Genomic DNA, 23,896 nt, shown 5'->3' on the forward strand with positions numbered 1-23,896 from the left:
CCGGCAGCGTCGGATGTGTAAAAGAGACGGGTGAGGGCCCAGCCCCCCGCCCCCTCGCCCGCCAGCAACCGGGCCGCCGCGCCGGTGCGTCAGGCCGGGATCGCGCCGCCGGGCGAGCCGCTGCACCTGGGGCGCCGAGCCCTCACCTTCCTCATCGTGGTGCCGTTGGCGCTCGCCTCGTCGATCGCCTTTGCCGTGGGCCTGCGCGCGGCCATGGTCATCGTCGGCGCGGGCGCGGCCAATGCCAATGCCCTGGCGCTGTTCGCCGTGCCGCTGGCCTGGGGCATTCTCGCCTCTGTCGTGCTGATGCGCGAGCGCCGCAGCGCGCAGCTCGCCACCCTGTCACTCTATGCGCTGGCCATCGTGGTCGGCCTCGTTCCGGGAACCTGAGCCATGAACTGGTCAATCGCCAAGAGCACGGTGAAAACGGCCCTGTCGGCCCACGCGGCGATGGGCCTGCTCGCATCGGCGCTGCTCTACCTCGTCTGCCTGTCGGGCACCGTGCTGGTGCTCTATGACGAATGGCAGCGGCTGGAACAGCCCGCCGCGCCCGAGATGGCGAGCTTTGCGCCCGGCTCCGTCCAACGCGCAATGGAAGAGGTGCTGGCGCTGGAGGCCGATGGCCCGACCACCACCCACCTTTATGTCCATATGCCGACCGCGCAGCTGCCGCGCGCCACGGTCACCACCGATACCTCGGCCCACCACGCCAATGCCGACGGCTCGCTGGTCATGCCCGAGGAGAACGGCTGGTCCGAATTCCTCTATGACCTGCACTATACGCTGAACCTGCCGACGCTGGTGGGGATCACCATTGTCGGCGCGCTGGGGGCGATCATGCTGGCGCTGGCCTTTACCGGCGTGCTCGCCATGCCGCGCCTGTTTCGCGATGCCTTCCGCCTCAACGCCCGCAGTTCAGGCGGCATCGCGATGGCCGACTGGCACAACCGGCTGAGCGTGTGGACCCTGCCCTTCACGCTCGCCATCGCCATAACCGGCGCGGTGATCGGGCTGGCCACGGTGACAGCCTATGCCATTGCCGAGGTCAGCTATGATGGCGATGTGGAAGCCGTCTATGCCACAATTTTCGGAGCCGAGGCTGAAGGCGATCCTGCGCCCGCCCCGCTGCCAGATGTGGCCGCCGCACTCGGCTATATGGCCGCCGAACATCCGGACGTTGCGGTCACCTATGCCATCGTGCACGATCCGCTGACCGCCGGGCAGCACGTGCAGATCGTGGGCGAGCATCACCGGCGGCTGATCTTCGGCGAATACTATGCCTTCGATGCGGCGGGCAATTTCCACGGTACGGCGGGCATGGCCGATGGGGCATTAGGGCAACAGGCGGCAGCGTCGGTCTATAACCTCCACTTCGGCAACTATGGCGGGCTCCCGGTGAAGCTGGCCTATATCCTGTTCGGCCTGGCCCTGACGGCGGTCTGCGCCACGGGAACCTATATCTGGCTGGGCAAGCGGCGGCGGCGCGGCATGGCCGAACCGCGCCTCACTGCTGCCTGGCACGGCGTGGTCTGGGGCACGCCCGCCGCCCTGGTGGCGACGCTGGCGGCGCGCTTCGTGCTGGGCAATGAAGCCCCGTTCACCGCGATCTTCTGGATATTGCTGGCGCTGGCAGTCGTGCTGCCGGTCCTGCGCCTGACCTTCGGGCAGCCACACCAACCTCCCGTGACTGCCTGATAGCGAAAGGGCGGCCCTCCCCGGGGCCGCCCTTTCTTTTCGTTCAAGCGGGAAGGTCGGGTTAGCCCCAGACTTCTTCCGCCACCTCGATGCACAGGCGGATCTTGTCGGCCTGCTGCTGGGTGGAGATGTCGTTGCCGTGGACCGTGCTGGCAAAGCCGCATTGCGGCGACAGGGCGAGCTGGTCGATGTCGGCAAACTTGCTCGCCTCGTCGATCCGACGCTTGATATCGTCCTTCGTTTCAAGGTCGCCCAGCTTGGTGGTGACAAGGCCCAGGACCACGGTCTTGCCCTTGGGCAGGAAGCGCAGCGGGGCAAAGTCGCCCGAGCGGGGATCGTCGTATTCCAGGAAGAATGCGTCGATATCGAGTTCGTTGAACATGATCTCGGCCACCGGCTCGTATCCGCCTTCTGCCGCCCAGGAGGAGCGGAAGTTGCCGCGGCACAGGTGGATCGCCTTGATCATGTCGGCGGGGGCCGATGCAAAGCTGTCGTTGATCAGCTTGGCATACTGGCGCGTGGTAGCATCGGGATCCATGCCGCGCTTGGCCGCATCTGCGCGCTGTTCGTCATCGCACAGATAGGCAAGGTTGGTATCGTCCATCTGGATATAGCGGCACCCGGCCTGCGCCAGGCTATCCACTTCGGCGCGATAGGCCGCAGCCACGTCGGCATAGAACTCGTCCATCGTGGCGTAGATATCCTCGGGGATACCCGACCGCCCGGCGCGGAAGTGCAGCATGGAGGGGCTGGGGATCGCCACCTTGGCAGTGCTTCCCTCTCTCACCTTGCTGGCAAGGTACTGGTAATCGGCCAGCTGGATCGGCTTTTCGTGCGCAATCTTGCCGGTGACGACCATGACCGGCGGGGCAAAGGACACATCCTTGCCCGCATCGTTCTTGAACGCCTTCTTCAGTCCGCCCCGCTCTTCCACGCCGGAAAGCTGGAGGAGGAAGTCGGTATGGAAGAAATAACGGCGGAATTCCCCGTCGGTAATGGCCTTGAGGCCGAGCGATTCCTGCCACCCAACCAGTTCGGCAATCGCCGCGTCTTCGACCTTGCGCAGGTCGGCATAGGAAATGTTGTCTGCGGCACGATGCTGGCGGGCTTCGATAACCTCGCGCGGACGCAGGAATGAGCCGACATGGTCGGCGCGGCTTGGCAGTTTGGTCATTGCAAATTGTCCTGTCATAGCAAAGATTTAGCTAGACCAGGGTCATGACGCGGGCTCGCGCTCGACTGGACGTGTCCACATATGCGAAATCACGAGCCCAGCGCAACAGCAATTGTTGCGCCTGCGAACAGGCGCCTTCCACCACACCTATCCGCACCGGGACCAAAATGCCGCTTGATTGCGCGGCGCGCAGCTTTGTATGCACCGCTTACAAACAAGGACAAACCGCAACAATTGCGGGATCTCGGGGGAGCGAGAAACGACATGACCATCCGCAAGGCACTTCTGGCAGCGGCAGCCACGCTGCTGCTCGCATCGTGCAACAGCAGCGACGAAGGCGGGATCGACGCCGAGGCGCTGGTCAATGCCGCCGCCGACTCTGCCAACTGGATCACCTATGGTCGCGACTATGCCGAACAGCGATACAGCCCGCTCGACCAGGTGAATGCCGAAACCGTGGGCGACCTCGGCCTTGCCTGGTATGCCGACATGGACACGGCACGCGGTCAGGAAGCGACCCCGCTGGTGATCGACGGCAAGCTCTATGTCACCACGGCCTGGTCCAAGGTGAAGGCCTATAACGCCGCCACTGGTGAGCCGTTGTGGGAATACGACCCCGAAGTGCCGGGCGAGACCGCGGTGAACGCCTGCTGCGACGTGGTCAACCGCGGCCTCGCCGCCTGGGGTGACAAGCTCTATCTCGGCACGCTCGATGGCCGCCTGATCGCGCTCGACCGCGAAAGCGGCGCGGTGGAATGGTCGACCGTCACCGTGGACCAGACCAAGCCCTATACCATCACCGGTGCCCCGCGCGTGATCGACGGGCGCGTGCTGATCGGCAATGGCGGCGCGGAATACGGCGTGCGCGGCTATGTCAGCGCCTATGACGCCGAGGATGGCGAGATGCTGTGGCGGTTCTACACCGTCCCCGGCGGGCCGGACGAGGCCGAGGTGGAGCAGCAGTACCTCGCCAATGCGCGCGATACGTGGAACGGCGAATGGTGGAACCTGGGCGGTGGCGGCACGGTGTGGGATGCCATGGCCTATGATGCCGAGCTGGACCTGCTCTATATCGGCGTGGGCAACGGATCCCCGTGGAACCAGGCCTATCGCAGCCCCGGCGGCGGCGACAACCTGTACCTGTCCTCCATCGTCGCGCTGCGGCCCGAAACCGGCGAATATGTCTGGCATTACCAGACCACGCCCGGCGAAACCTGGGATTTCACCGCCACCCAGCACATCATGCTGGCCGACCTCGAAATCGAGGGCGCGCAGCGCAAGGTGCTGATGCAGGCACCCAAGAACGGCTTCTTCTATGTGATCGACCGGGCGACCGGCGAACTCATCAGCGCCAACAACTACACGCCGGTCAACTGGGCCACCGGCATCGACATGGCCACCGGCCGCCCGATCGAGGTGCCCGAGGCACGTTATGACCAGACCGGCCTGCCGTTCGTCTCCACGCCCGGTGCGGGCGGGGGCCACAACTGGCACCCGATGGCGTTCCATCCGGTCGAGGGGCTGGTCTATATCCCGGTGATCGAGGCCGGCTTCCCCTATTTCCCCGAAGCCAACTGGCTGCCCGACATGAACCGCGGCTTCAATGTCGGCATCGACCAGTCGGCAGGCGCCATGCCGCCGCTGGAAGCGGTGCGCGCAGGCGCGGCAGCGGGTACCACAGGCTCGCTGGTGGCGTGGGATCCGGTGACGCAGACCGAGCGCTGGCGGGTGCAGTACCCCGGCCCGTGGAACGGCGGCCTGCTGGCAACCGGCGGAGGCCTGGTGTTCCAGGGCACGGCTGGCGGCATGTTCAAGGCCTATGGCGCCAACGATGGCCGCGAACTGTGGTCCTTCGCCGCGCAGACCGGCGTGGTCGCGCCCGCCATCACCTATACGGTCGATGGCGAACAATACGTCGCCGTGCTGGCCGGTTGGGGCGGCATCTGGGCGCTGGCCCCCGGCGGCGTGCTGAACGAGACGTCGGGCGCCGTGCCCAACATCAGCCGCCTCTTGGTATTCAAGCTGGGCGCCACGGGAGCGCTTCCGCCCGCCCCGCCGCTGGTCCGCCGCCCGATCGATCCGCCGCCGTTCACCGGCGATCCGACCGCGCTGGTCCAGGCGACCTATGACTATGCCCGCTATTGCGGAGCCTGCCACGGCGATGCCGCCATCGGCTCCACCGTGCTGCCGGACCTGCGGCGCAGCGCCGTTCTCGACAATGCCGAGACCTGGCAGATGATCGTCCACGATGGCGCGCTGGCATCGAACGGCATGGTCGGGTTCTCGCAGTCGCTCAGCAAGGAGCGGATCGAGGGCCTGCGTCAATATGCCATCTTCCGCGCCAACCAGGACAAGGAACTGGGCGGGATAGGCTACCAGCAATAGTAACGACCGTTATCTTGAAGGACCTGCAAATGGCCGCCATAACCTGCTAGGCTGCCTGCAAGGGCTAGAGAATCGCATCTGCAGAATTTGGGAGAAAGAGGCTATGAACGAACACACCACCATCGATCGCACACAGCTGGAATATTCCGCCGCGGTCAAAAGCGCCCTGGCGCGCAAGCCGCAGCTTTTCATCAATGGCGAATGGGTCGATTCGTCCGGCGGCGCCACGATTGACGTGGAAGACCCGTCGAACGGCAAGGTTATCTCCAGCTTCGTGGAAGCGACCGACAAGGACGTGGACCGCGCCGTGGCCGCTGCCCGCACCGCCTTCGACGATGGCCGCTGGCGCAACATGCCGCCGATCGCGCGCGAACGGATCATGCACAAGATCGCCGAGCTGATCCTCGCCAATGCCGATGAGCTGGCCGAGCTGGAAGCCATCGACGTGGGCAAGCCCAAGGGCATGGCCAATGCGGTGGACGTGCCCGGTTCGGCTGCGCACTTCAGCTACATGGCCGGCTGGGCCGGCAAGATCGGCGGCGAGACGCTGCCCCCCTATGCCATGCCCGGCGGCATGATGTTCGCCTATACCGTGAAAGAGCCGGTCGGCGTCTGCGCGCAGATCGTGCCGTGGAATTTCCCGCTGCTGATGGCCTGCCTCAAGATCGCTCCGGCGCTGGCCGCAGGCTGCACCACGGTGCTGAAGCCAGCCGAACAGACCAGCCTGACCGCGCTACGCCTGGCCGACCTGATCCACGAAGCCGGCGTTCCTGCCGGCGTGGTCAACATCATCACCGGCTATGGCCACACCGCGGGTGACCGCATGGTCAAGCACCCCGATGTGGACAAGGTGGCCTTCACCGGCTCGACCGAAATCGGCAAGCTGATCAACCGCAACGCCACCGAACATCTCAAGAAGGTAACGCTGGAACTGGGCGGCAAGAGCCCCGTGGTGGTGATGCCCGATGTCGATGTGGCCGAAACCGCGCCGGGCGTGGCGGGTGCGATCTTCTTCAACTCGGGTCAGGTCTGCGTAGCCGGTTCGCGCCTCTATGCCCACAAGTCGGTGTTCGACAAGGTGATCGAAGGCATGGCCGCCACGGCCGATTTCTGGGCCCCGCGCGCCAGCCTCGATCCCGCAGGCCACATGGGCCCGCTGGTGTCGAAGGAACAGCATGACCGCGTGATGGGCTATATCGACGCGGGCAAGCGCGATGGCGCCACCGTGCTGATGGGCGGCGATACCCCCACCAGCGACGGCGGCTACTACGTCAACCCCACGATCCTCACCGACGTGAACCCGCAGATGAGCGTTGTGCGCGAGGAAATCTTCGGACCCGTAGTCGTCGCCCAGCGGTTCGAGGACCTGAACGACGTGGTCAAGGAAGCCAACGACACCCCCTATGGCCTCGCCGCCGGTGTCTGGACCAAGGACGCCAGCGCCGCCGTGCGCATCGCGGGCCAGCTCAAGGCCGGCACCGTGTGGGTCAACTGCCACGCCATGATCGATCCCGCCCTGCCCTTCGGCGGCTACAAGGAAAGCGGCCTCGGACACGAGCAGGGACGTTTGGGCCTTGAGGCTTACCTTGAGACCAAGTCGGTGCTGATGAAGCTTTGATTCCCGGCTGACGAATGACGAGGCCCGCCTGCGGTATTGCCGCGGCGGGCCTTTTCGTATTCAGTCACCGCGCAACCTAACGAGCAGGAAACCCATGCCCATCGACCTCACCAAAATCCGCGCCATCGACGTCCATGTCCACGCGGAAGTCTCGTGCCACGATCCCGAGGATCCGGTGATGGGCAAGTTCTTCGATGCGGCCAGCGCCTATTTCAAGGCCCCGCGCGAGCGGCCCAAGATGCCCGAGATCATCGAGCTCTATCGCGAGAGCCAGATCGCCTTCGTCATGTTCACTGTCGACTGCGAAAGCGCCATGGGCGCCAAGCGGGTGTCGAACTACGAGGTGGCGGAACTCGCCAACAAGAACGACGATATCTGCATCCCCTTTGCCTCGATCGATCCGCACAAGGGCAAGATGGGCGCGCGTGAGGCGATCGACCTGATCGAGAACCACGGCGTGAAGGGCTTCAAGTTCCACGGCATCGCGCAGGGCTGCCACCCGGCGGACCCGATGGGCTATCCGATCTATGAAGTGATCAACGAATACAAGCTGCCCGCCATCTTCCACACCGGCCACAGCGGCATGGGCACCGGCATGCGCGGCGGCGGCGGGATGCGGCTGAAGTATGGCCAGCCGATCCTGGTGGACGATGTGGCGGTGGACTTCCCCGACATGAAGATCATCCTCGCCCACCCGTCCTGGCCGTGGGTGGACGAGAGCCTGTCGATGGCGCTCCACAAGACCAATGTGTTCATCGACCTCAGCGGCTGGAGCCCCAAGTACTTCCCCAAGCAGGTGATCCAGCACGCCAACACCCAGCTCAAACACAAGATGCTGTTCGGCACCGATTTCCCGCTGATCCACCCCGACAAGTGGATCGCTGCGGCCAAGGAAGTCGGCTTCCGCGACGAGGTGATGCCCGGCATCATGAAGGATAACGCGGCCAAGGTGCTGGGGCTGGTTTAAGAGCGCGCAGAACCCTTGACCATAAACCTAACTCCGTTCGCATCGAGCGAAGTCGAGATGCCGCGTGGAGGGTCTCGACTACGCTCGACCCGAACGGGGGAGGTGTAGACTGACCGACCCCGCCGACATCCGCAACTTCCAGCGCCTGTCCCCCCGCATCACCACATCGGGCCGCCTTGAATCTGGCGACCCGGCGCGGCTGGCGGTGGCGGGCGCGGCCCGCGTGATCAACCTCGCCATGGCCGACCATCCCGAGGCCCTGCCCGATGCGGCAACAGAAATGGCGGCAGCTGGGCTGGAATACACCCACATCCCGGTGCCGTTCGACGCACCGACAGAGGCACACTACCGCGCGTTCGTGGCCGCGCTGGAGGTGGACGACCAGCCCGTCCACGTCCACTGCATCATGAACTGGCGCGTTTCGGCCATGATGTGCCGCTATCACATCGAACGCGGGATGACCGAAAGCGAGGCCCGTGCACTGATGCACCTTGTATGGAATCCCGATAGCAGCGACTATCCGGGCGCAGGCTCATGGGCCAAATTCGTCAGGCCAGAATTCGTCAGGGGAGAGGCGACTTGAATTTCAACGGCAAGCACATCGTGGTCACCGGCGCATCTGCCGGGATCGGGCTCGTTGCAGCGCGGATGCTGGCAGAGCGCGGCGCGCGCGTTTCCCTGATCGCGCGGCGGCAGGAGCTGCTCGACGAAGTTACGGCGGACATCGGCGCCAATGCCGCCGGATTTTCCGCCGACGTGGGCGACAAGGTGCAGCTTGAAGCGGCCATCGATGCCGCCACGGCCCATTTCGGCCCGGTCGAGGCGCTGTTCGCCAATGCCGGCCTGACCGGCGGGTTCACCCCCTTCACCGCTTTCGATCCGGCGGTGTTCGAGGAGACGATCCGCGTCAACCTCACCAGCGTATTCTGGGCCGCGCAGAAGGTGCTGCCGGCCATGATCGAAGCGCAGAAGGGCGCTATCCTCATCACCGGGTCGATGGCCAGCAAGCGCGGCATGGCGATGAACCCGGCCTATGTCGCATCCAAGCACGGCGTGCTCGGCCTGTCTCGCGCGATCGCGGTGGAGATGGCCCCGCACAACATCCGCTGCAACTGCGTGATCCCCGGCTTCATCCTGACCGAGGCTCTTGACCGTATTCCCGAAGAGCAGAAAGGCCGTATTGCTGCCCGCGTGCCGCAACGGCGCATGGGCACCTGCGAGGAACTGGCCGAAGTCGCCGCCTTCCTGCTGTCCGACGCCGCCAGCCACGTGACCGGGCAGGACTGGTCGGTCGATGGCGGCACGCTCGAAACGCTGGAGGTCTAGCAGTGGCCTTGATCTATTACCACGCCGAACCCCTGGCGAATTCGCTCAAGTCGATGATCCCGCTGAAGGAAAAGGGGCTCGACTTCGAGAGTCGCTATGTCGACCTGCACAAGTTCGAGCAGCATTCCGACTGGTTCACCGCCATCAATCCCGAAGGCCAGGTGCCGGTGCTGGACCATGGCGGGGTCATCGTCACCCATACCACGGTGATCAACGAATACCTCGAAGACGCCTTCCCCGATGCCAACCCGGCCGATGGCCCGCTGCGCCCGCGCGACCCGGCGGCGGCGGCGCGGATGCGCTACTGGAACAAGTTCGTTGACGAACAGGTGATGAACCACGTGTCGATGCACGGCTGGCACCGGTTGATCCGGGTCATCACCCGTTCGATCGAGGACGACCGGTTCGAGGAACTGATGAGCCATATCCCGCTGCCCGACCAGCAGAAGAAGTGGCGCACCGCGCGCAGCGGCTTTTCCGAAGGCGACCTTGCCAACGCGCTCGCCAAGATCGAATATGCGCTCGACAAGGTGGAGCGGCAGCTGTGCGAAACGCCCTACCTGGCGGGGCAGGCCTATGGCCTGGCCGACATCAATTTCTATTCGCACTGCGGGCTGATGGTGGACCGGATGTTCCCCGACCTGCAGGTGAACGACCGCTTTCCGGCGATGGTCCGGTGGCGCGACGCGATTTCCGACCGTCCCGCCGTGGCGGCGGCCCTGAAGAGCGAGGACCGCTCCCAGCCGGGCTTGCGCACATGGAGCGGTGACGGCCGCGAACATTCCTGAAGGAGAGAAAATAATGCGCGCATGGATGCTGCCTGCCGGGTCGGAAGGCTTCGACCAGCTCTACATGGAAGACCTGCCCGATCCGGTCGCAGGCCCGGGCGAGGTGCTGATTGCGCCACGCGCCTGGTCGATCAACTACCGCGATTTCGCCGTGGCGGCGGGCAAGTATTTCGGCGGGGCGCTGAAGGCTCCGGCCATCCCGCTAAGCGACGGAGCGGGAGAGGTGCTGACCGTGGGCGAAGGCGTGACCGAGTTCAAGCCGGGCGACCGGGTCCAGGGTTCGTTCTTCCTCGACTGGGCCAGCGGCCCGCAGGTGATGGGCCGCGCGCTGGGCGATGGCTTTGCGCCGGGCATGCTGGCCGAAAAGGTCGTGCTGCCCGCCAGCGGCGTGGTGAAAATGGCCGACAGCCTCGATTTCGCCCAAGCCGCCTGCATGCCCTGCGCCGGGGTCACCGCGTGGAACGCGCTGTTCGAAGGTGGACGGCCGATCAAGGAAGGCAGCCGGGTGCTGGTGCTGGGCAGCGGCGGGGTCTCGATGATCGCGCTCGGGCTGGCCAGGGCCGCAGGTGCCGAGGTTATCGCCACCAGTTCGAGCGACGAGAAGCTCACCCGCATCAAGGGCATGGGCGCGGCGCATCTCGTCAATTACAAGGAAGTGCCCGACTGGGGCGCGCACGTGGCGAAGGAGTTCGGCGGGGCGCACAAGGTGGTCGAAGTCGGCGGCGTAGGCACCCTGCCCCAGTCGATGGCGGCGCTCGCCTCCGAAGGCGAGATCGCGCTGATCGGCGTGCTGACCGATGGCGACCCGCCCCACCCGCGCGCCCTGATGATGACCGGTGGTTCGATCCGCGGGATCTTCGTGGGCAGCGTGGAGATGGCAGACAAGCTCAACGCCTTTGTCGATGCCCACAAGATCGAAGTTCCCATCGGCGGGCGCTTCACTTTCGACAACGCGCCTGCCGCCTATGCCCATGCATGGGGGCCTGACAGCTTCGGCAAGACAGTGATAGAGCTTTGATTGAAAACCCCTTCCTCTTCAGAGGAGGGGCAGCGAGACTTGCACTCGCGCAAGCGGGTGCTAGTCGCAGCGGGGTGGTGCGGCGGCACGCGCGGCGCTTGCGGCCACCACCCCCAACCCCCTCCTCTGAAGAGGAGGGGGCAACAAGGAGAGAGAGCCATGTGGCAGGTCCGCGTCGCGCCGTGCGGCGATTTCGATAACCATCCGTTCCAGTCGAACCATTTTGGCGTGGAGCCGCTGGCGGCCGCCATGGGGGCCGAGATCACCGGTGTGCGCCTGACAGAGCTGTCGGATGAAGGCATCGAGAGCCTCAAGCACGCACTGTGGAAGCACAAGATGGTCTATCTGGTGGACCAGAACCTGACCCACGCCGAACACGCCGCCTTCTCGCGCCGCCTCGGCCCCTTCGCCATCGATGCCTATACCCAGGGCACGCCGGAGGAGCGCGACGTCCATCCGATCATCAAGGAAGCCGACGAGGTAACGCCCAGCCTGTTCGGCGGCGGCTGGCATACCGACAGCCCGTTCCTGGAGGAACCGCCCTCCATCACCACCCTCCGCCAGATCGAAGGCCCGCCCTATGGCGGCGACACCACCTGGACCAACACGGCGCTTGCCTTCAAGCACCTGTCCCCCACCTTCCAGGCCATGCTGCGCCCGCTGAAAGTATGGATGAGCGCGCGCAACAACTTCGCCACCCAGGAATTCCTGCGCGGCGCAGCGATCAGTTTCGGCGATGTGACCAAGCAGGAACAGGGCCTGAAAGGCAGCGTCCACCCCTTCGTCCGCAAGCATCCGGTGACCGGTGAGGAGGCGCTGTATATCTGCGATACCTACGCCGCCGGTATCGATGGCATGACCACGCATGAGGCCAAGCCGCTGATCGATTTCCTGGTCCAGCACACCACCCAGCACGCCTTCACCTGCCGCCTGCGGTGGAAGCCGGGCATGTTCTGCATGTGGGACAATGCCGCGACCATGCACCTTGGCCCGAACGACTACGACGGGTTCCGGCGCGAGATGTACCGGACCACGATTGCGGGCGGGGTGCCGCGGTAACCGGCGCGAACTTCGCCTTACCGGTAGCGGTTCCTATGGCGCGACAATCTCGAAATCAGGGGTGAACTGCTCGAACAGGGTGAAGAACCGCGCAGCTTCTGCCGGATCGCCAGAAACTGCGGCGCGCGCCTCTGCCAGGACATCGCCCAGATCGGTGCGCCGCGTGATCAGCGCGTCGAAGGTGGCGCGATCCAGCGCCAGCGCCAGCGCCGGACCTCTATCCGGGCTTTCCATCCGGGCATATTGCAACAGCCCGCGCGCGACAGTCACCGCATAGCGTTCATCAAGATCGGTGAAATGCAGCGCGATGGCGATGTCCACGTCCCGGGCTCGTTCGGGGGACAGCGCGATCCCGCTGTAATCGAGCAGCATCGGCGCTGTCATGCTGGCAAGATAGTCGGCACTGCGCGCGCCCGGCGGGATCGGCACAACCCCGCCGCGCAATTCCCGCGCAGCAGTAAGATAAACGTTGCGCCACGTGGCCGAGCTTTGCTGGTAGCCAAGCTGCGTCAGCGTCTGCGCCTGCAATTCGCGGGCGGCGGCATTGGCGGGATCGGCAAACACCAGCTTGTCGAGCACTTCGGCGACCCAGCGATATTCACCCGCCCCGAAATCCTCCCGCGCCCGCGCCAGCACTGCATCGGCTCCGCCCATGTAGGCGATCGTGCGCGCTGCGCTGTCTGCCGAAGGCAGCGGGTCGAGATGGGCCGGGTTCCCGTTGTACCAGCCGAGGTAGTATTGGTAGGTCGCCTGCCCCGCCGAGCCGAAAGTGCCGTAGTGATCCTGTACCGAAAAGGTCCCCGCGAGGCCGGCGGGGCGCTCCATCGCGTCGCCGATTTCGTCGATCGTCACGCCCTGGTTGGCCAGGTGCAGGCTGCGATCGTGCACCGCCTTGTACAGTTCCCGCTGACTGACAAGGTGATCCAGGGCATCACGGTTGCCCCAGCTGGGCCAGTGATGCTGACCGATCAGCACATCGGTCCGATCGCCGAAGTTGGCGATCATCGCATCGATCGTGTGCCACCACAGCGCCGCATCGCGCGCCTTCGCGCCGCGCGGCGTAAGCACGTTGTGCATGGTGTGCACCGCCACTTCCGCGACATTGAGGATGCGCTGCTGTGGAAGGTAGAATACGAACTCGCTTGGCGCTTCGGTGCCGTTGGCAGCTAGAAACACGAATTCGACCCCGTCGATGGTGCGATTGGCGATCGGGCCGCCCACTTCCTCGGTCGGGGCGATAAAGCTTTGCGTACCGTTGGACACGCCCGGCCCAAGGCCCGCGCCAACCGAGCCGAACGGCCCCGGCGCCAGCATAAGGCCCGAATAATAGATCGTCCGGCGCAGCATGGCATTGCCCGCCGTCAGGTTCTCGCTGATCGCTTCTACGAGGAAATTGGCCGGCGCAATGACCGCCACTTCGCCCGCCGCCACCTGCTCGGGCGTGATCACGCCGCGAACTCCGCCAAAATGATCGAGGTGGCTGTGGGTATAGATCACCGCGGTCACGGGGCGGCGCGGGCGGTGGGTGAAGTAAAACTCCAGCGCGGCGCGCGCCACTTCCACCGTGGTTAGCGGATCTACGACGATGACGCCCCGCTCGCCCTCGATGATGGTCATGTTGGCAAGGTCGAAGCCGCGGACCTGGTATACTCCCTCGCCCACTTCGAACAGGCCGCTGATGGCGTTCAACTGCTGCTGTCGCCACAACAGGGGATGCACCGTTGGCGGCACGGGACTGGCCCGGAGCGCCTCTTCATCTGCAAAGCGCCAGACCGTTCGGCCATCTGCCGCGCGGATTTCGGCATCGGGAAAAACAGCAATGCGGCCCCGCAGCGCAGCGATGAAATCGCGTTCGTCCGACCAGTCAAAGCCCGCTTGTGCCTGGGCAAGCGCAGCCCGCGTGGACGGGGTTGCGTCGTCCTGCGCGATAGCCGCACCAGATGGGCAGGTGACCAGCGCGAACCCGGCCGCAAGCTCGAATATCCTTGATCGCATCGCCATGTCCCGATCACTCACTCCCCGAAGAAGTTCAGTTCCAGCAGCACGTTGTTCGGGTCCGCCGTGAAAATCTGCCGCAGCCCGATCGCCGCCACGAAGTTCTCCTGGTAATCGCTCCCCCGCGCATCGAGCCGGGCTTTCAGTTCCTCGTAGCCCGAAACCCGCAGCGCCACGTGGTGCAGGGCGCCGGTGAGGTCGCCCGGGGTAATCTCGCGGTCATAGGCGCGGACGCAATCGAGCGAGTTGATGTGGACGATGGCGCGGCCGGCATTATCGAACATCCACTGCGCGGTTTTGGGCGTCAGCGGCGGCGGGCCATCGCGCCTTTCCAGGCCCAGCAGCTCGGCATAGAAGCGCGCCGTGCCATCCAGATCGTCGGTGATGATGTTGACATGGTCGAGGGCTTCGACTTTCATTGCACACTCCCCAGCGCTTTTTCCCCGGTTGCGCCCCGTCAAGGCGCCTTACGGCTTGCACCTCTAGCGCAATATTGTATGTGCCGCATACTATTTCGCATACGTGATTCCTTCACAAACATGGAGAGGTGAGGCAATGGCTGAAAATCTTGAACAGATCCTGGCTGGCACGACCGATATCGTCGGCAAGCTGCGCAATTCGCAGATCGGTGCCTATGTGTACCCGGTCGTCGCCCCGGAATTCTCGAACTGGCGTTCGGAGCAGTGGGCCTGGCAGCACAGCGCAGTGCTGTTCGACCAGTCGCACCACATGTTCGACCTGTACATCAAGGGCCCGGACGCACTCAAGCTGCTGACCGACACCATGATCAACAGCCCCAAGGGCTGGCAGAAGAACAAGGCCAAGCAGTACGTCCCGACCACGCCCTATGGCCACGTGATCGGCGATGGCATCATCTTCTGGCTGGAAGAGGAAGAGTTCGTTTACGTGGGCCGCGCGCCTGCCGCCAACTGGCTCCGCTTCCAGGCCGAAAAGGGCAAGTACAACGTTGATATCATCAACGATCCCCGCTCGCCCGCCCGCCCGATGGGCAAGCCGGTCAACCGCATCTCGTGGCGCTTCCAGATCCAGGGCCCGCGCGCCTGGGACGTGATCGAGAAGCTGAACGGTGCTCCGCTCGACAAGCTGAAGTTCTTCAACATGAGCGAGATGCAGATCGGCAACAAGACCGTGCGCACCCTGCGCCACGGCATGGCCGGCTCGCCGGGTCTCGAAATCTGGGGCCCCTATGAAGAGCAGGACTACATCCGTGACGAGATCCTGAAGGCTGGCGAAGAATTCGGCCTGATCGCCGTCGGTTCGCGCGCCTATCCGTCGAACACCCTGGAATCCGGCTGGATCCCCAGCCCGCTGCCGCCCGTTTACACCGGCGACGAGCTGAAGGACTACCGCGAATGGCTGGGTGCCGACAGCTACGAAGCAACCGGCGCCATCGGCGGTTCGTTCGTGGGTGACTCCATCGAGGACTACTACCTCAACCCGTGGGAGCTGGGCTACGGCCCGTTCGTCAAGTTCGACCACGACTTCATCGGCGCCGACGCGCTGAAGAAGATCGATCCGGAAACCCAGCGCAAGAAGGTTACGCTGGAATGGAACGCGGACGACATGAAGAAGATTGTCGGCTCGATGTTCAACCCGGAAGGCGAGCAGTACAAGTTCTTCGACCTGCCGCTGGCGAACTATGCCAACAGCAACTACGACAAGGTCGTGGACGCTGACGGCCGCACCGTGGGCCTGTCGCTGTTCACCGGCTACTCTTACAACGAGAAGAAGGGCCTCTCGCTCGGCACTGTCGATCACGAGATCCCGCTGGGCACCGACCTCCACGTTGTGTGGGGCGAGGAAAATGGCGGCACGTCGAAGACCACGGTCGAGCCGCACAAGCAGCTCAACGTGCGCGTGCGCGTCTCGCCGGTGCCGTACTCGGCCATGGCTGGCGACACCTACGCCGCCGGCTGGCGCTCGGGCCGCCAGGGCTGAGCCATCCGCTCAAACTGACAAACGGGGGCGGTGCTGCAAAGCGCCGCCCCTTTTGTTTGTAATCCTCCCCGAAACGGGGAGGGGGACCGCGCGCAGCGGGGTGGAGGGGCGCACAGCGTTGCGCCCCAACCACCACCTTTCAGGTGGTGCCCCTCCCCATCCTGGGGAGGATCGGCTAGCACCGGCACCCAACGGAGGATTTGCATGACCGACTACGTTCTCGTCCACGGCGCATGGGGCGGACACCAGACCTGGAGCGAGGTGCCGCAGCGACTGGAGGCGGCGGGACACCGGGTGCTGGTGGCGACACTACCGGGCCTGGGCGTGCGGCAGGCGGAACTGCATCCCGGCATTACCCTGACAGACCATATCGACGCGGTGGCCGACCAGATCGCGCAAGCCGGCTTCGACCGCTTCGTCCTGGCGGGGCATTCATACGGCGGCATGGTCATCACCGGCCTTGCCGCGCGGCTGGGCCAGCGGATCGACGGTATCGCCTATGTCGATGCCTTCATGCCCGAAGATGGCGAGAGCCTGTGGCACATCACCGGCGAGTTCGAGCACCAGTGGTACATGGAAGCGCAAAAGCACACCCCCGGCCTGATCCGCCCGCTGTTCACGCCGGACGACTGGCAGCCGGTGCCAAACATGGTCGGCTATCACCCGCTGCTGACCCTGGTGGAGGCGGTCAAGCTGACCGGCCACGAAACCACGATCCCGAAGAAGGCCTATATCTTCGCCACCGGATACGACCGCACGCCCTTCCCCCGCTTTGCCGCAAAGGCGAAAGCGGCCGGTTGGGACTATCACGAAGCGGCGACCGACCACTACGTGATGCACAAGGACCCGGATTTGACGACGCGGGTGCTGCTGGGGCTGGCGGGGTAGTGAGAGAATAATCTCTGCCGCGCCCTTTCATCCTTCGTGATGGGATGGCAAGATGCCTCCTATGGACGAGAACAGCGCGACAATTCGCTTGCACACACTCAAGTTCAAAAAGTCCGATCTTGAACGCGCGCCAAAAAAAGATCGCCTATTCTTTTTAATGGCAGGAAGCCTTCAAAATGACTTGCAGGTTCTGTCGAAGTTGCTGGCTATTGTAATAGCTAGTTGCCCACCCGACGCGCACAAAATCGAGAAGCAGGCCGATAGCGCAATGGCTATGCTGATCCAGCGATTGCTTGCGGGGCGGTTGTATGAGGGCTGGAACCTGATGAAGGGGTTCGCGGGACGAATGAAAGAAGCCTACGAACCGGATCTAAGTGAGGATGCGAGAGATGCCCTTAAATCGCTTAGAGGCTATTTCGGCTCGAAGAAGAGTCATCTCGCGCAAGTGCGGAACAAGGTAGGTTTTCACGCCGATGCAGAGCTTGCTGAAGTGGCCTTCGGACGGCTGAGTGATGTTGAAGACTTAGGTAGCTACATATGTCGGACTCTCGGTAACACAATTCACATCACGCCCGAATTGATGTACTATGAGGCGATCTGTGAAATTACAGGAGAGCCCGATTTCGTGAAAGGAATGAATATCCTTTGGAGTGAAACGCAAAGCCAAGTTTCTCACCTCAATTCTCTTATGAATGGATTCACGGTGGTTTTTGCCGAACGTTATTTGCCTGATGCGCTGGCTGCGTTGGCGACAGAATACGATGACGTGCCAGCGCTTCCATTAGAACGCTTACAGCTCCGGTATTTTAGCGATCTCTCGAATTATGGTTCGTCCGATACGTCTGAGAGTGTAGCGCTTTCCTGATACTCCAAGACGGCAAAGGGCAAGGAAGAGCCATGATAAAGTGCCCTTTCCTACAGGCCACCAACCCGCCACACCACCAGCCGCTCTTTCACATCGCCGGTCTGTCGCGCAATTTCTCCCGGGCAGGTGTCACTTTGTCACCACACCTACAACCATCTGAAATTGTGACATAAACATCCGAAAACAAAGGTGACACCCTGTCACTTGTGTCACCTTTGCTGTGTCATCCGGCCAGTGCCGCTTCGCATTCGGCCATCAGGGTGGCGATGATTTCGGCGGCGGGTTCCTCGGTCTTGACCATGCCGACCGATTGCCCGGCCATCACGCTGCCGTTCTCCACGTCGCCGTCGATCACCGCCTTGCGCAGGGCGCCTGCCCAGAAGCGTTCGATCCTCAGTTGCGCCTCGCCCATGTCGATGGAGCCCTGGTCGAGCAGCAGGGCCACTTCGCGCTGCTTGGCGGCGAATTCCTCGGTGCCCTTGTTCTCCAGCGCGCGCACGGGGATCACCGGCAGGCGGGGATCGATCTGCACGCTGGCGACGGCGTTGCGGGCGCTGGCGCGGAAGAACATCTTCTTGAAGAGGGGGTGGGCGATGCTTTCGGTGGCGCAGGCGAACCGCGTGCCGAGCTGCACGCCGCAAGCGCCCATCTTGAGGTAGCTGGCGATCATGGCGCCCGTGCCGATGCCGCCTGCCACGAAGACCAGGTTTTCGGCGGCCAGCTCGGGCAGGATTTCCTGGGCGAGCACGCTGGTGGAAACGGGGCCGATATGGCCGCCCGCCTCGCTGCCCTCGATCACCAGGGCGTCCGCGCCGCTCCGCAGCAGCTTCTTGCCCAGCGCCAGGGTGGGGGCAAAGCAGATGACCTTCGCGCCGGTCGCCTTGATGGCCTCGACGCTGCCCTTAGGCGGCAGGCCGCCCGCCAGCACCACATGGCCCACCTTGTGCCGGGTGCAGACATCGATCAGTTCGAACAGGTCGGGGTGCATGGTGATGAGGTTCACGCCGAACGGCTTGTCGGTCAGCGCGCGGGTGGCGGCGATCTCGCTGTCGAGGAGGTCCGGCGTCATCGCCCCGCAGGCGATCACGCCGAAGCCGCCGCCATTACTGATCGCGGCCACGAGGTTGCGCTCCGACACCCAGCTCATTGCGCCGCACAGGATCGCGGTCTCGGTGCCGAGGAAGTGTGCCCCGCGCTGCATCAGGGCGGAAGTATGGGGATAGGTCGTCATGTGCCAGCCGTGGTTGCGGCGCACTGCGCCATAAGGAGAGGGGCGTTTAGGCGCGAATGGCGGACCGGACAAGCGGGGCCGGTAGACCGGCGCTTTGGTTCGCGATGCCATACAATTGCTGTCAAGCCCGGCGGTCAGGTGCTTCATTCAGTTGCCATGCAGCGTCGCGCTGCATAAATTGCCAATGCCTCATCGCAGGGCCGCCGGACCGCATCGTGCCCTCCCCCTGCCCGCGACCGGCATGACATCGAACAGGGGGTTCACATGAAGCACATTCGTTTGGCAGCCGCGCTGGCCGGCCTTTCCTGCGTCCTGGTGGCGGCACCGGCTGCGGCGCAGTCCAGTTCGTTCCGGGTGGAAGCGAACGACACCCACACGGTGGACATCACCATCTGCAACCCCGAAGTCTATGTCGAAGTGCGCGGCGACGGGGATACCGACCTCGATTTCTCGGTCACCGATCCGCGCGGCAACATTGTCCATTCGGACTATGACCTGACCGACATCACCTTCTTCACGCTCTATCGCCAGGCCTCGTCGGGCTGCGAGGACTACCCGATGGAAGTGATGAACCTCGGCGACGTGTGGAACCGGTTCGAAGTGACGCTGACAACGATGCGCAGCGATGCCGCCTCCCCGCGCGCCTCGGCCGATGGCAACAACCGCAACGTGTCGTTCGCCAACCAGGGCAAGGAAACGATCTTCTACATCTACTGGCGGAACATCGCCGCCAGCGGGTGGAGCGCCGACCAGCTGGGGTCGAGCATCCTGTCCGCCGGTGACAGCTGGCAGACCACGGTGGACGACGGATCGGGCGCCTGCCGGTTCGACTTCCGCGCGGTGACCGCCGGGGGCCGCGAGATGGTGGTGAACGATTTCAACGTCTGCACCAGCTACACGATCACCTTCAGGTAAGCCCCCCTCAGGCAGCGTCGGCCGCGTCCAGCCCGTAGGAGCTGTGCAGCACGCGCACGGCCAGTTCGGTCTCGTCCTCGTCGATCAGCACGCTGATCTTGATTTCGCTGGTCGAGATCGCCTGGACGTTGATCCCGCGGTCGGCCAGGGCCTTGAACATGGTAGCGGCGACGCCCGCATGGCTGCGCATGCCCACGCCGACGACCGAGATCTTGGCCACCTTGTCGTCGCTGATCAGGCGGAAGTAGCCGATGGCTTCCTTGCGCTGTTCGAGCAGGGCCTGGGTGCGCAGCAGGTCGGCCTTTGGCACAGTGAACGTGACATCGGTCTCGCCCTTGTCCTTGGCGATGTTCTGGATGATCATGTCCACGTTGATCGATGCGGCCGCCAGCGGCCCGAAGATCGAGGCGACCGCGCCCGGCCGGTCGGCCACGCGGGTGAGGGTGATCTTGGCCTCGTTCTTGTCGGCGGCGATCCCGGTGATCAGTTGGCGTTCCATATCGAGTCCTTCTACCTCTTCATCCGAGACAATCATCGTGCCCGGCAGGCTGTCCGCGCCCGGCGCATCCTCGTCCACGAAAGAGGACAAGACTTGCACGCGGACCTTTTCCTTCATCGCCAGGCTGACCGAGCGGGTCTGCAGCACTTTCGATCCCACCGAAGCGAGTTCGAGCATTTCCTCGTAGGTCACATGGCGCAGCTTGCGGGCCTTGGCCACGATGCGCGGATCGGTGGTATAGACCCCGTCCACGTCGGTATAGATGTCGCAGCGGTCAGCCTTCAGCGCGGCGGCCACAGCCACGGCGGAAGTATCGGACCCGCCGCGCCCCAGCGTGGTCACGCGGCCATGCGGCGAAACGCCCTGGAAGCCGGGGATCACCGCGATCTGGCCACCCTGCATGGCAGCGATCAGCGCGGGCGCGTCGATATTCTCGATCCGGGCAGAAGCATGGGTATCGTCGGTCTGGATCGGCACCTGCCAGCCCAGCCAGCTCCGCGCCTTGCAGCCCATCGCCTGCAGCGTCAGCGCCAGCAGGCCGCTGGTCACCTGCTCGCCCGATGCCACGACCACGTCGTATTCGGCGGGATCGTACAGCGGGTTGGCCTCGCGGCAGAAGGTCACCAGGCGGTCGGTCTCGCCCGCCATGGCCGAAACGACCACGGCGACCTCGTCACCCCGGGCCGCCTGGGCGCGCACGATATTGGCGACGCGGCGGATCCGCTCGGTCCCCGCCATCGAGGTGCCGCCGAATTTCATTACGATACGGGCCAAGGAACATTCCCCTGCTCTGGCTTCAAACGTTGCGCGCTGTTAGGAGCGAGGCATGAGCGATGCAAGCAGTTCAAGTGAAACCATCCGCCCGGCAGAGGCCGCCCATTTCGGCGCGCTGGCTGCAGACTGGTGGGACCCGGCGGGATCGTCGGCCATGTTGCACAAGCTGAACCCCGTGCGGCTGGCCTTCCTGCGCGAGGCGGTGGACCGGCACTGGGGCGGCGATCCGCGTTCGGTCAGGCCGCTGGCGGGCAAGACCGCGCTCGATGTGGGGTGCGGCGCGGGCCTGCTGTGCGAACCGCTGGCGCGGCTGGGGGCGGACGTGACCGGCGTCGATGCGGCGGAAGAGAACGTCGCAGCGGCCACGGTCCACGCCACCGGCGCGGGCCTGCCTGTCACCTATTACCACGGCGAGCTGGCATCGCTCGGTCTCGGCCAGTTCGACCTGGTCACCTCGATGGAAGTGATCGAGCACGTGGCCGACAAGGCCGTTTTCATCGCCCAGCTTGCCGCCCACCTGAAACCCGGCGGACTGCTGGTGCTGTCCACCCCCAACCGAACCGTGCGCAGCCGCACGCTGCTGGTCGGCGCGGCGGAATTGCTCGGCGCGGTGCCCAAGGGCACGCACCACTGGAGCGACTTTGCCACGCCCGAGGAGCTGAGCGAACTGCTGGCGGGCGCGGGTCTCGTGATGGGCGAACCGCGCGGGATTGCCTGGTTGCCGTCAAAGGGCCTCCACCTGTCCGACGATCTGGCGCTGAACTACATCGTCACTGCCGTGGCCGCCTGAGGCTGGCCGCGTGAGGGGCAGGCCATGATCGTCCGCGATACGCCCGGTGCGTTTGACCTGATCTTCGCGGTGCGCGGATCGATCGTGCCGCGCATCGCCCTGCGGCTGGTGGTGCTGATGCTGGTGGCGACAGCGATGGTCTGGCTGCACGATGCTTACGATCTGGTGCCCGACGTGGGCGGCCTCGGCTTCACCGTGTTCGGTATCGCCCTGTCGCTGTTCCTGGGGTTCCGCAACAACGCCGCCTATGACCGCTGGTGGGAGGCGCGCAAGCTGTGGGGCGGGCTCCTGGCCGACATGCGCAGCCTGGCGCGGGAGGCGGATATCTTCGTGGCCGATCCAGCGCGGCGGCACGATCTGCTGCGAGGCGCACTCGCCTTCCTCCATCTCCACCGGGCGAACCTGCGCGGCCTGGCCGATGATGCCACGGCCCGCCAGCTCGGCGGACCGCTGGCCGATGCCCCTCATCCGCCCGATGCCGCGCTCGACCGGCTTGCCACGCTGGTAGCCGAGGGGGAAATCGACGGCTTCGGCCAGCGCGCGCTGGCGGAGCGCCTGTCCTCGATGGCACTGCAACAGGCCGGGTGCGAACGGATCGCCACCACCCCGCTGCCCTATGTCTATTCGCTGCTGATCTACCGCACGACCTGGCTGTTCTGCCTGCTGCTGCCGCTGGCGCTGGTCGGGCCGGCGGGCTGGCTGACGCCGCTGTTCGTCGGCATCGTCGGCTATGTGTTCTTCGGTCTCGCCGAAGTGACCGAGGAGCTGAGCCATCCGTTCGGCCAGACCCCCAACGGCCTGCCATTGGACGCGATTTGCCGCGCCGCCGAAATTGCGCTGGCCCCGCATCTGGGCGAACCTGCGCCCGAACCGCTGGAGCCGAAGGACTATTTCCTCAGCTGAGTGCCCGCCACATCACACAGCAGGTTCTCCATGCCCTGCCGCCACATGGAACTGCGGCCCGGATCATCGGTGAACACGCCATCGATCCCGGCCCGCTCCAAAGCCTGCCAGACGCTCCCCTCGCAACCGATGCCTGGCGGCTCGTCGCCAAGCCGGGCCAGCGGCGGGAGGAACACGTTCTCCTTGCGCAGGGTCCAGCCGTGGACCACCAGCCCTGCCGCATGGGCCGCCTCGACCAGCCCGGTGGATGCGCCCTCGTCGTCCAACAGCAAGCGCAGCTCCGCCCCGATCCCGTCGGCATAGGCGGCAATATCGGCCAGTCCTTGCGGCGTCAGCATGGCCGCATAGGCCATGTCCGGCAGGTCCGCCGGGCCGCCCTGGGCCGACACTAACTGCACCAGCCGCAGGTCGGTCATCGTGTCGAGCCGCTGCAACGGTGCAACCTCGAAGCTCTGGATGAACACCGGGTCGTCTGCGCTGCGGTATCCGGCAGCGTGCAGTTCCTCCACCAGCAAGGCCGCGAGATCGTAGCCGATATCGAGAAAGTAGCCGGGGTGCTTGATCTCAGGGTAAAACCCGATCCGCCGCCCGGTCCCGGCCTCCTTGGCGCGGACCAGCGCGATGATCTCGGCCAGGGTCGGCACCTGCCACAGCCCGTCGAACGCGGTGTTGGCCGGGCGCAGTTCGGGCAATCGCTCGCGGGCGCGCAGGGTGCGCAGTTCGGCGAGGGTGAAGTCCTCGGTGAACCAGCCGGTGAACTCCTGCCCGTCGATCATGCGGGTGGCGGCACGGGCCGCGAATTCAGGGCGTTCGGCCCCATCGGTGGTGCCGGAAATCTCGTTCTCGTGCCGGGCGACCAGCACGCCGTCTTTCGTGGCGACAAGGTCCGGCTCGATGTAGTCCGCCCCTTGGTCGATCGCGCGTTCATAGGCGGCGAGGGTATGCTCGGGCCGTTCGCCACTGGCGCCACGATGTGCGATGATCAGCATGTCGTTCTCCTGCGCAGCTGCAGGGAGAGCAAGGCATAGCGCCAAAAAGACCGTCAGC

The 23,896-nt window shown here is 64.7% G+C and carries 22 protein-coding genes; 16 read left to right on the forward strand and 6 right to left on the reverse strand.

Features of this window, described 5'->3' with window-relative positions; translation table 11 throughout:
* Positions 1 to 30 precede the first annotated feature (30 nt).
* Positions 31 to 390, forward strand: a complete 360-nt coding sequence (locus tag M3P36_RS03105; protein WP_249700635.1) for a hypothetical protein — start codon at positions 31 to 33, stop codon at positions 388 to 390.
* Positions 391 to 393: 3 nt separating this feature from the next.
* Positions 394 to 1,695: a PepSY-associated TM helix domain-containing protein gene (locus M3P36_RS03110; protein WP_249700637.1), complete on the forward strand. Its 1,302-nt coding sequence runs from the start codon at positions 394 to 396 to the stop codon at positions 1,693 to 1,695.
* A gap of 61 nt (positions 1,696 to 1,756) precedes the next feature.
* Here M3P36_RS03110 and M3P36_RS03115 read toward each other — a convergent pair whose 3' ends face one another.
* On the reverse strand, positions 1,757 to 2,869 hold the full coding sequence (locus tag M3P36_RS03115; RefSeq protein WP_249700639.1) for a 5-methyltetrahydropteroyltriglutamate--homocysteine S-methyltransferase: 1,113 nt from the start codon (positions 2,867 to 2,869) through the stop codon (positions 1,757 to 1,759).
* 264 nt (positions 2,870 to 3,133) lie between these two features.
* Between M3P36_RS03115 and M3P36_RS03120 the strand changes: the two genes are divergently transcribed.
* The 8 genes from M3P36_RS03120 (at position 3,134) to M3P36_RS03155 (ending at position 12,030) form a co-directional block, all read left to right on the forward strand.
* Positions 3,134 to 5,254, forward strand: coding sequence for a PQQ-dependent dehydrogenase, methanol/ethanol family (locus M3P36_RS03120; protein WP_249700641.1), 2,121 nt, complete (start codon positions 3,134 to 3,136; stop codon positions 5,252 to 5,254).
* Positions 5,255 to 5,357: 103 nt separating this feature from the next.
* Complete coding sequence (locus M3P36_RS03125) at positions 5,358 to 6,872, forward strand: aldehyde dehydrogenase family protein (protein ID WP_249700644.1); 1,515 nt, start codon at positions 5,358 to 5,360, stop codon at positions 6,870 to 6,872.
* 94 nt (positions 6,873 to 6,966) lie between these two features.
* A complete protein-coding gene (locus M3P36_RS03130) occupies positions 6,967 to 7,839 on the forward strand; it encodes an amidohydrolase family protein (RefSeq protein WP_283773309.1) in 873 nt (290 codons plus the stop codon).
* 64 nt (positions 7,840 to 7,903) lie between these two features.
* Complete coding sequence (locus tag M3P36_RS03135) at positions 7,904 to 8,422, forward strand: protein tyrosine phosphatase family protein (protein ID WP_249700646.1); 519 nt, start codon at positions 7,904 to 7,906, stop codon at positions 8,420 to 8,422.
* Positions 8,419 to 9,165 carry an SDR family NAD(P)-dependent oxidoreductase gene (locus M3P36_RS03140; protein ID WP_249700649.1) on the forward strand — a complete coding sequence of 249 codons (747 nt, stop codon included), beginning with the start codon at positions 8,419 to 8,421 and terminating at the stop codon, positions 9,163 to 9,165. The genes M3P36_RS03135 and M3P36_RS03140 overlap by 4 nt, the downstream gene beginning before the upstream one ends.
* Positions 9,166 to 9,167: 2 nt before the next feature.
* Entirely contained in the window at positions 9,168 to 9,953 is a 786-nt protein-coding gene (locus M3P36_RS03145) for a glutathione S-transferase family protein (RefSeq protein WP_249700651.1), read from the forward strand.
* 13 nt (positions 9,954 to 9,966) lie between these two features.
* On the forward strand, positions 9,967 to 10,971 hold the full coding sequence (locus tag M3P36_RS03150) for a zinc-dependent alcohol dehydrogenase family protein (RefSeq protein ID WP_249700652.1): 1,005 nt from the start codon (positions 9,967 to 9,969) through the stop codon (positions 10,969 to 10,971).
* 159 nt (positions 10,972 to 11,130) lie between these two features.
* The gene (locus M3P36_RS03155) at positions 11,131 to 12,030 is read left to right on the forward strand and encodes a TauD/TfdA dioxygenase family protein (RefSeq protein ID WP_249700654.1); all 900 of its coding nucleotides are present in this window, start codon (positions 11,131 to 11,133) and stop codon (positions 12,028 to 12,030) included.
* A gap of 33 nt (positions 12,031 to 12,063) precedes the next feature.
* On the opposite strand, the gene M3P36_RS03160 is transcribed toward M3P36_RS03155, so the two are convergent.
* Together M3P36_RS03160 and M3P36_RS03165 are read right to left on the reverse strand one after the other, a co-directional pair.
* A complete protein-coding gene (locus M3P36_RS03160; protein ID WP_249700656.1) occupies positions 12,064 to 14,031 on the reverse strand; it encodes an alkyl/aryl-sulfatase in 1,968 nt (655 codons plus the stop codon).
* An 11-nt stretch (positions 14,032 to 14,042) separates the two neighbouring features.
* Positions 14,043 to 14,444, reverse strand: coding sequence for a VOC family protein (locus M3P36_RS03165; protein WP_249700658.1), 402 nt, complete (start codon positions 14,442 to 14,444; stop codon positions 14,043 to 14,045).
* Positions 14,445 to 14,580: 136 nt separating this feature from the next.
* On the opposite strand from M3P36_RS03165, the gene ligM reads away from it, so the two are divergent.
* The 3 genes from ligM (at position 14,581) to M3P36_RS03180 (ending at position 17,737) form a co-directional block, all read left to right on the forward strand.
* Positions 14,581 to 15,984: a vanillate/3-O-methylgallate O-demethylase gene (gene ligM / locus M3P36_RS03170; RefSeq protein ID WP_249700660.1), complete on the forward strand. Its 1,404-nt coding sequence runs from the start codon at positions 14,581 to 14,583 to the stop codon at positions 15,982 to 15,984.
* A gap of 204 nt (positions 15,985 to 16,188) precedes the next feature.
* Positions 16,189 to 16,872, forward strand: a complete 684-nt coding sequence (locus tag M3P36_RS03175) for an alpha/beta hydrolase (protein ID WP_249700662.1) — start codon at positions 16,189 to 16,191, stop codon at positions 16,870 to 16,872.
* Between the two features lie 61 nt (positions 16,873 to 16,933).
* The gene (locus M3P36_RS03180; RefSeq protein ID WP_249700664.1) at positions 16,934 to 17,737 is read left to right on the forward strand and encodes a hypothetical protein; all 804 of its coding nucleotides are present in this window, start codon (positions 16,934 to 16,936) and stop codon (positions 17,735 to 17,737) included.
* 223 nt (positions 17,738 to 17,960) lie between these two features.
* On the opposite strand, the gene M3P36_RS03185 is transcribed toward M3P36_RS03180, so the two are convergent.
* Positions 17,961 to 18,968 (reverse strand): NAD(P)H-dependent flavin oxidoreductase, encoded by a 1,008-nt coding sequence (locus tag M3P36_RS03185; protein ID WP_249700666.1) that lies wholly within the window; start codon positions 18,966 to 18,968, stop codon positions 17,961 to 17,963.
* Positions 18,969 to 19,232: 264 nt separating this feature from the next.
* Between M3P36_RS03185 and M3P36_RS03190 the strand changes: the two genes are divergently transcribed.
* Entirely contained in the window at positions 19,233 to 19,883 is a 651-nt protein-coding gene (locus tag M3P36_RS03190) for a hypothetical protein (RefSeq protein ID WP_249700668.1), read from the forward strand.
* A gap of 7 nt (positions 19,884 to 19,890) precedes the next feature.
* Here M3P36_RS03190 and M3P36_RS03195 read toward each other — a convergent pair whose 3' ends face one another.
* Positions 19,891 to 21,156 carry an aspartate kinase gene (locus M3P36_RS03195; protein WP_502798351.1) on the reverse strand — a complete coding sequence of 422 codons (1,266 nt, stop codon included), beginning with the start codon at positions 21,154 to 21,156 and terminating at the stop codon, positions 19,891 to 19,893.
* 52 nt (positions 21,157 to 21,208) lie between these two features.
* Here M3P36_RS03195 and ubiG point away from each other — a divergent pair, with 52 nt between their 5' ends.
* Entirely contained in the window at positions 21,209 to 21,946 is a 738-nt protein-coding gene (gene ubiG / locus M3P36_RS03200; RefSeq protein ID WP_249700670.1) for a bifunctional 2-polyprenyl-6-hydroxyphenol methylase/3-demethylubiquinol 3-O-methyltransferase UbiG, read from the forward strand.
* Positions 21,947 to 21,970: 24 nt separating this feature from the next.
* Positions 21,971 to 22,849, forward strand: coding sequence for a bestrophin family protein (locus tag M3P36_RS03205; RefSeq protein ID WP_249700672.1), 879 nt, complete (start codon positions 21,971 to 21,973; stop codon positions 22,847 to 22,849).
* Here the strand turns inward: M3P36_RS03205 and M3P36_RS03210 are convergent.
* Entirely contained in the window at positions 22,834 to 23,838 is a 1,005-nt protein-coding gene (locus M3P36_RS03210; protein WP_249700674.1) for a glycerophosphodiester phosphodiesterase, read from the reverse strand. The two genes, M3P36_RS03205 and M3P36_RS03210, sit on opposite strands and share 16 nt — an antisense overlap.
* Between the last annotated feature and the right edge of the window lie 58 nt (positions 23,839 to 23,896).

Source organism: Altererythrobacter sp. KTW20L, assembly GCF_023501975.1.
In the GTDB taxonomy this organism is placed as follows: domain Bacteria; phylum Pseudomonadota; class Alphaproteobacteria; order Sphingomonadales; family Sphingomonadaceae; genus Alteraurantiacibacter.